The organism is Clostridioides sp. ES-S-0048-02 (assembly GCF_020658495.1).
Taxonomy (GTDB): domain Bacteria; phylum Bacillota; class Clostridia; order Peptostreptococcales; family Peptostreptococcaceae; genus Clostridioides.
In genome coordinates this window covers 1-453 of the sequence record NZ_JACVWH010000070.1, presented here as the reverse complement: position 1 = coordinate 453, position 453 = coordinate 1, and the positions used below count along the sequence as shown (strand labels likewise).

Sequence of the window (453 nt, the reverse complement as noted above, 5' to 3'; positions counted from 1 at the left end):
TAGGTTGTAAATATGCTCGAGGAGCAGAAGGACCTAACACTTTTGATTGTTCTGGGTTTACTCAGTGGTGTTATAAACAAGTAGGCATAAGTATTCCTAGGACAGTTGCAACACAAAGTAAAGCAGGAAAAGCTGTAGATTTAAAAGATAGAAGCAAATGGAAAGCAGGAGATTTATTGTGTAGAGTTGGTGGAGGTAGTAGTAATCATGTAATGATGTATCTTGGAAATGGTCAAATGATTCATTCGCCACAGACTGGTGATGTAGTAAAAATACAGTCAGTTGATTCATATAGAAAAGGAAAAGCATACACACATGTGAGAAGATTTATATAAGTGAGGTGATAAAGTGTCACAGGAATTATTACAAGTAATCAAGAAGGCTGCAATGGATGCAGTAGAAACAAGTAATCCAATGACTCTTGCATTTGGAACTATAGAAAGTGTTAATCCT

1 protein-coding gene is annotated in these 453 nt (G+C 36.0%); it reads left to right on the top strand.

Going from position 1 to position 453, the window contains the following annotated elements; genetic code table 11:
• Positions 1–335: C40 family peptidase (locus IC173_RS20420; protein ID WP_227856212.1), on the top strand; the 335-nt coding region annotated here is incomplete at its 5' end.
• Between the last annotated feature and the right edge of the window lie 118 nt (positions 336–453).